Raw genomic sequence first — 6,583 nt, 5'->3', positions numbered from 1 at the left:
AGGTACGCAAGGCGATCGAGGAACCCGTCAACGCCATTGTCGACGCCGTGAAGACGACCCTCGACAAAGCCCACCGGAACTATCCGGCGACATCATGGACCGCGGCATCGTCCTCACCGGCGGCGGTGCCCTGCTCCGCGGTCTCGACGAGCGGTTGCGCCGGGAGACCGGTATGCCGATCCATATCGCCGAGGACCCGCTGGACAGCGTGGCGCTCGGCTCCGGCAAGTGCGTCGAGGAGTTCGAGGCGTTGCAGCAGGTGCTGGACGCCCAGCCCCGCAGATGACGTAACACTTCGATTCCGCCGTACGAGACGATCTCTTCTCGTACGGCGGATCGTTGATATAGAGGCATGAGCTCCCACAAAGCGAGCTTCCACAACGCGCCCCTCCGGTTCCCGCCCCGGCCCTTCATCCCGGGATATGACTCCAGCTTACGTGAAAATGATTGTCACAAGCTAGAGGTTGCCGGGGACTGCTTCGGGGTTCTCGGGGTTCGCCGTGCTCAGAGCTCCAGCCCCGTCAGCACCATCACCCGCTCGTATGTGTAGTCGTCCATGGCGAAGCGCACGCCCTCGCGTCCGACGCCGGACTGCTTGGCACCGCCGTACGGCATCTGGTCGGCGCGGTAGGAGGGGACGTCGCCGATGACCACGCCGCCGACCTCCAGGGCACGGTGAGCGCGGAAGGCGGTCCGCAGGTCGTGGGTGAACACCCCGGCCTGGAGGCCGTACTTGGAGTCGTTGACGGCGGCGAAGGCCTCGGCCTCCCCGTCCGCCTTCTGCACAGTGAGGACGGGTCCGAAGACCTCCTCGCAGGAGATCGTCACCTCGCCCGGTACGTCGGTGAGGACGGTCGGCGCGTACGAGGCGCCGTCGCGCTTGCCGCCGGTGAGGAGGTTGGCGCCGGCCTCGACCGCCTCCTGCACCCACGCCTCGACCCGCTTGGCGGCGTCCTCGCTGACCAGCGGGCCGACATCAGTGGCGGCGTCGGACGGGTCGCCGGTGACCTGGGCCTCGACGGCGGCGACGATACGGGGCAGCAGCCGCTCGTACACGGACGCGTCCGCGATCACCCGCTGCACGGAGATGCAGGACTGGCCGCCCTGGTAGTTGGAGAAGGTGGCGATACGGTTCGCGGCCCAGTCGAGGTCGGCGTCGGAGGAGTAGTCGGCGAGGACGACGGCCGCGCCGTTGCCGCCCAGTTCCAGCGTGCAGTGCTTGCGCGGCACCGAGTCCATGATCCCGTAGCCGACCGTCTCGGAGCCGGTGAAGGAGATGACGGGCAGCCGGGGGTCCTGGACGAGAGCGGGCATACGGTCGTTCGCGACCGGGAGGATGCTCCAGGACCCGGCGGGGAGCGTGGCCCCGGTCGCGGTCTCGGTCTCGGTTTCGGTCTCGGCGAGCAGTTCACCGATGAGGAGCCCGGACAGCGGGGTCGCCGGGGCGGGCTTCAGGATGATCGGCACGCCGGCCGCGATCGCCGGGGCGATCTTGTGGGCGCAGAGGTTGAGGGGGAAGTTGAAGGGGGCGATGCCGAGGACGACGCCCTTGGGGAAGCGGCGCGTGAGGGCGAGCCGCCCCTGCCCTCCCAGATCGGTGTCGAGACGCTGTGCCTCCCCGCCGTTGAACCGCCGGGCCTCCTCCGCCGCGAACCGGAAAACGGACACGGCACGCCCGACCTCCCCTCGGGCCCACTTGATCGGCTTGCCGTTCTCGGCGGAGATCAGCTGCGCGATCTCCTCGGTCCGCTCGGCGAGCCGCCTGCTGACGTGGTCCAGGGCGGCGGCCCGCACATGCGCCGGCGTCGCCGCGAACTCGTCCCGCACGGCGTACGCGGCGGCCACCGCCTCCTCGATCTGCGTGTCCGTCGGCACACTCACCTTGCCGACCAGCCGGCCGTCCCACGGCGAGGTCACATCGAACGTGGTCTCACCAGCGGCCTGCCGGCCGGCGAGCCAGAAGGCATGGGTGGCAGTCATGAGCGTTCCCGGCCCTTCGGTGGTTGGTACGTCATCGTCTTCCGATTCCGGGGTCCACGGTAGGGCCGGGGCGACGGAGGGTCGCTTGTCCGGCGCGTATGAGTCGGGGTGGGGGGTGCGCCGGATTGGCGCGATAGCGCGTGTCGTATGTGGTTGCTCGCGCAGTTCCCCGCGCCCCTTCAGGGGCACGGGACTGTATCGATGTGCGGCCCCGCCGCGTGGGCACGAGCGACCCCCACCCACGAAACCGAGAGCGGGGGAGGGACGGGTAAGGGCGGCGGAGGCGAGGAAACGCCCCTACTCCCCCACCGCAGCCGTAGCCTTCAACGCCAGCCACAGCTCCATCCGTACATCCGGATCATCCAGCGACCGCCCCAGAATCTCCTCCACCCGCCGCATCCGATACCGCAACGTATGCCGATGCACCCCCAGATCCGCAGCCGCCGCATCCCACTGCCCATGCCGCGACAACCACGCCCGCAGCGAGGCGACGAGGTTGCCCCGGCCCGTGGCGTCATGCTCGCGCAGGGCCCGCAGCATGCCGTCGGCGAACGCCCGTACGGCGTCGTCGGCGAGGAGGGGCAGGACGGACCCGGCGGCCAGTTCCTCGTGCTCGACGAGGCACCGCCCCCGGCGCCGGGCCACGGACAGCGCCTGTTCGGCCTGCTTGTACGCGGCGGCGGCGGCGATGGGCCCGGCGGGCGCGGACAACCCGACGACGAGGTCCTCCTCCTCGACCGAGGCGGAGGCCGAGGCGGGCGAAGAGGCGGAGCCCGAGGCGGCGGGGATGCCGACCTCCGGCTCCCGCACCGCCGCCCGCGACGTCTCCAGGGCCACCGCGAACTCCCCGCACGCGGCGACCGCCGCACCCCCGTCCACGGCGAGCACGACGAGCCGTTCCCTGTCGGGCACGGCGAGCACGGCCTCACCGGCCCGCGCGGCGGCGGCCTCGACGACCTCGGCGAGTCGTCCGAGCGGGTCACCGTTCGCGTCGGCGACGGCGAGCGCGGCAGCGCCGGCACGCGCGGCAGCGGTGGTCGTCCTGCCGCCCTCCACGGCGGCGCCCACGGCCCCGCCCCCGGCGCCGGCCCCTTTCCCGCCCCCGGCCACGGCTCCGTCCACCCGTGCCTGCGCCGCCGACGCCGAGGCGGACTCCGCGAGGATCAGCCGGAACGGCGCGTCCAGCAGCTCTCCGTACAGGTACCCGGCGACGGCCCGCGCATGGTCCGGCTCCCCGGCGAGCAGCATGCGCAGCACCGCCGCGCCGATCCGCTGCTCGGCGGCGTGCAGCGAGCGGGACCGTTCCGTGGTGAGGGTCAGCAGGGCGATGGCGGAGTGGACGGCGTACCGCTCGGCCGTGCCGAGGGCCGCCGCCGTGCCGACGGCGAGGGCGGCGCGCGCCCGGCGCCCGGTGCCGAGGGAGTGGAGTTCGACGCGGTCCTCGCCGCCGACGACCGCGCTGGCCGGGGCGGGCCGGTCGCGCAACCGTTCGACGTCGGCGGTGAGCCGCCCGGCCCGCCGCTCGGCCCACTCGGGCGCGACCGCGACGACGGCACCGGAGGCGTCGTAGAGGGCGGCCCACCCGTCGACCTGCGCGGCGAGCGCCGCGAGCAGTCCCTCGGGGCCGTCGCTCAGGGCCTGCTTGGTGAGTTCCCGTTGTGCCGCGAACCCCGCCGTCACCGCCCGGTACTGGTCGGCGGCGATGGCGGCGGACACCGCCTTGCTGATGGCGAGGAAGGGTGTGCGCCGGGGCACTTCGAGCAGCGGCAGCCCCGCGCTCTGGGCGGCGTCGACGAGCGCCTCGGGGATCTCCTCATAATTCACGCCGACCGCGAACCCGAGCCCGACCACCCCCGCCCCCACCAGCCGCCGCACATACCGCCGCATCTCCTCCGGATCCGCCGCGTCCAACTTCAACGCGGTGATCAGCAGCAGCTCCCCGCCCTCCATGTACGGCACCGGATCCGCCAGCTCACTCACATGCGCCCAGCGCACCGGCACGTCCAGCCGGTCCCCACCGGCCCGCACGGTCAGCTTGAGCGCGGAGTGATGGACGAGCGAGGCGAGCGTCGGGGGCATGAGGCCTTCAGATCTTCGAATCGGCGTCTTTGGCCGCCGCGTATGAACGACCTGCCCCGATTCTGCCTCACCGTACGGTCCCCCCGAGCCTCCCGCCGGGTGTCCTGCACCCCCACACCCACAGCTCCCCAGCCACCAGCCCGCGCCCCGGCCGACACCACCCCACGCGTCGGCCGCCATCCTCCGCGCTCCGACCACCCTCAACCGCGCAGATCCACCAACAACGGCGGCGCGTGCTCCCCCCGCACACTGGTCAACGACAACACCGCATGCCCCGGCGGCACCCCATGCGCCAACTCGGACGCGGACCACCGCTCCCGCTCGACCTGCCGCACGGTGACGGCCCGGGCGGTCGGCGCGTGCCCGGTGATCACCCGTCGCACGGCGTGCCAGGCCTTCCCGGCCGGGGAGTCCGCGATGATCTGCCGGTCGGTGACGTCGCGTGCCTCGGTCCACTCCTTGCCCCACACCTCGGCGAAGTCCTGCCCGTCCCAGGGGGTGAGCCCGGACAGCGCCATCCGGCACCCGGTCGCGCCGAGCAGTGGACCGCGCAACGGCCGGGGAACGTCGTCGAGGGTCCGCAACGTGAGCACCGTCCCGGCGTTGGCGGACCGCAGCCGCTGGATGCCGCGTACTGCCTCGGGCGTCACCACGCCCGTGGCGTCGTCCAGCACCAGGCAGGCGAACAGCGACCGGTCCTCCCGTACCGCCACGCTCGCGGTGAACTGGGCGAGCACCAGCCGGGCCAGGATGCGCGAGGCGTCGGCGTGGCCGCGTTCGGGCAGGTCGATACGGACCCGTACGGGATGGTCGAGCGCTCGGAGGGAGAAAGGCCGGGTCTGTCCGGAGGTGTCGAAGAACCCGGCGAAGGCGGGCCGGTCGAGGAGCGCGATCCGATCGGCCAGCACTCCCCCGACGTCCCCGGGATGGCCGAGCTGCCGTTCCCTCGCGTCCAGCTCCCGCAGCAGCGACTCCTGCCCGGCCTGCTGGAGCGCCTCGCGCAACTCGCCCAGCGGGCCGGGGGCCCCGTCCAGTAGCTGGCGTAGCTGCGGCACGGACGGGAAGCGCCCGTGCACGGCCCGGAAGGGTCCGAGGAGCTGGGCGAGCACGGTGGTCGAGCGCCGGCTGTCGCCACCGGGGTGCGGGTCGGCGAGATCACCGACCAGTGCCTCGGCCAATATGGCCGCGGCCTCGTCGGGGTCCGTCGTTCCTCCGTACAGATCGAGGTCGTACACGGATTCCGGGTTCCCGACACGTACGACGACGTCGTAGGCGTCGGCCGGTCCGAGCCCGGCACCCGCCGCACCGACGACGACCACGGCCGCGCGTCCGGCGAGCGCGTGCAGGCACAGCGACTCGGCGACGGGCCACACCACGCTCCCGGTCTTCCCCGATCCGGCGGGCCCGACAGCCAGCAGGGAGGTGCCGAGCAGATCGGGGCCCAGAGCGAGGCCCGTGCCCCGGTATGCATACGGGTTGCGGGGGTCGTTCGCGGTGGCGCCCAGCCGGACCTGGCCGGTGAGCAGGTCATGCTGGGCGAGACGGCCCGGCAGGTCGCGTTCCCCGGACGGGTGCAGACAGGCAGCCGCCCCGTCCTTCAACACGGCACCGGTGAACGTCGCGAGGCTGTGCCGGCCACTGCGTACGCCCTGCCAGGCACGCATGATCCGGGCATGGTCGACGTCCCGCATGAGCCCGGCGTTCGCGTCGGCGACCAGGCGGTCGGCGGCGTCGACGGCTCCGGCCGCCCGCAGTTGGTTCCACTGAGCGGGGTCGTCCTCAGCGGCGGGGGCCGCCTGCACCGGCGGGCGACTGCGGAAACGGGGGGCGAGATAGCGGCGCCACACCTCACCCCAGCGACCGAGTCGGCCCACTCCGACCAGGATCACCAGGGCGACGATCAACTCGTAACCTCGGTAGAGCAGGAACGTGCCGACCTCGCCTCCCGCCCCGGTGCCGCCCCGCCAGGAGTCGGGGGCGAGGAGTTGGAGCGGCAGCCACCACCAGTTGCCGAGATAGCCGTTCTGCAGCAGGGACCAGACCAGCCAGCCCACGAGGAAGGCGATGAAGGCACCGCTCAGCAGTTGGCGGCCCGGGACCTCATCGGGTTCCTCGTCGGGCCGTGGGGTGTGGCCGAAGCGCCACATGCCCGGTGCCGCTTCCGGTCGCGGGGTCCGCAGCCAGGCGAGGAAGGACGACCCGTCCGGCAGCGGCGGAACCCCTGGTGCGTGGGCGGGTCGCGGAGGCGCCGCCGGCATCTCCGGCGACCCCGCAGGGCGCGGTACAGGACTCGTATGTGTGCCCTGCGCGTCCCGCGTCCCGTCGCTGTTCATCGCGCTTGCCCCCTGACCAGCCGTTCCGTCCACCATCAGCGAGCCAATCTAACGCCCCGGCAAGGGGAGTTCACCGCTTACGCGGCAGGGCACCTGGTGCTGGGGCCGGTCCGTTACCTCCGTGCCCCTGGTTCACCTCCGGCAACGCGCCATGTCCACCGAGGACAAGCCGCGTCGCCGACAACGCCCAC

General features: G+C 72.6%; 3 protein-coding genes and 1 pseudogene. 1 reads left to right on the top strand and 3 read right to left on the bottom strand.

All coding sequences use genetic code 11. From position 1 onward, the window contains the following. Positions 1-286, top strand: a pseudogene (locus tag STRIP9103_RS30100) (rod shape-determining protein); the annotation flags it as partial. A gap of 218 nt (positions 287-504) precedes the next feature. Here STRIP9103_RS30100 and STRIP9103_RS30095 read toward each other — a convergent pair. The 3 genes from STRIP9103_RS30095 to STRIP9103_RS30085 form a co-directional block, all read right to left on the bottom strand. Further along, positions 505-1,980 (bottom strand): aldehyde dehydrogenase family protein, encoded by a 1,476-nt coding sequence (locus tag STRIP9103_RS30095; RefSeq protein WP_009326722.1) that lies wholly within the window; start codon positions 1,978-1,980, stop codon positions 505-507. A gap of 297 nt (positions 1,981-2,277) precedes the next feature. Next, entirely contained in the window at positions 2,278-4,059 is a 1,782-nt protein-coding gene (locus tag STRIP9103_RS30090; RefSeq protein ID WP_009326707.1) for a PucR family transcriptional regulator, read from the bottom strand. 200 nt (positions 4,060-4,259) lie between these two features. Next, a complete protein-coding gene (locus tag STRIP9103_RS30085) occupies positions 4,260-6,392 on the bottom strand; it encodes an ATP-binding protein (protein ID WP_078614097.1) in 2,133 nt (710 codons plus the stop codon). Between the last annotated feature and the right edge of the window lie 191 nt (positions 6,393-6,583).

It is taken from the genome of Streptomyces ipomoeae 91-03, assembly GCF_000317595.1.
GTDB lineage: Bacteria > Actinomycetota > Actinomycetes > Streptomycetales > Streptomycetaceae > Streptomyces > Streptomyces ipomoeae.
Note: the sequence above shows the minus strand (reverse complement) of the source record. Positions and strands in the feature narration are given on the sequence as shown.

Excerpts from the sequence above, each read along its gene's own strand:
- STRIP9103_RS30095 (WP_009326722.1), bottom strand. The coding sequence starts at position 1,980 with ATGACTGCCACCCATGCCTTCTGGCTCGCCGGCCGGCAGGCCGCTGGT.
- STRIP9103_RS30085 (WP_078614097.1), bottom strand. The coding sequence starts at position 6,392 with ATGAACAGCGACGGGACGCGGGACGCGCAGGGCACACATACGAGTCCT.
- STRIP9103_RS30090 (WP_009326707.1), bottom strand. The coding sequence starts at position 4,059 with ATGCCCCCGACGCTCGCCTCGCTCGTCCATCACTCCGCGCTCAAGCTG.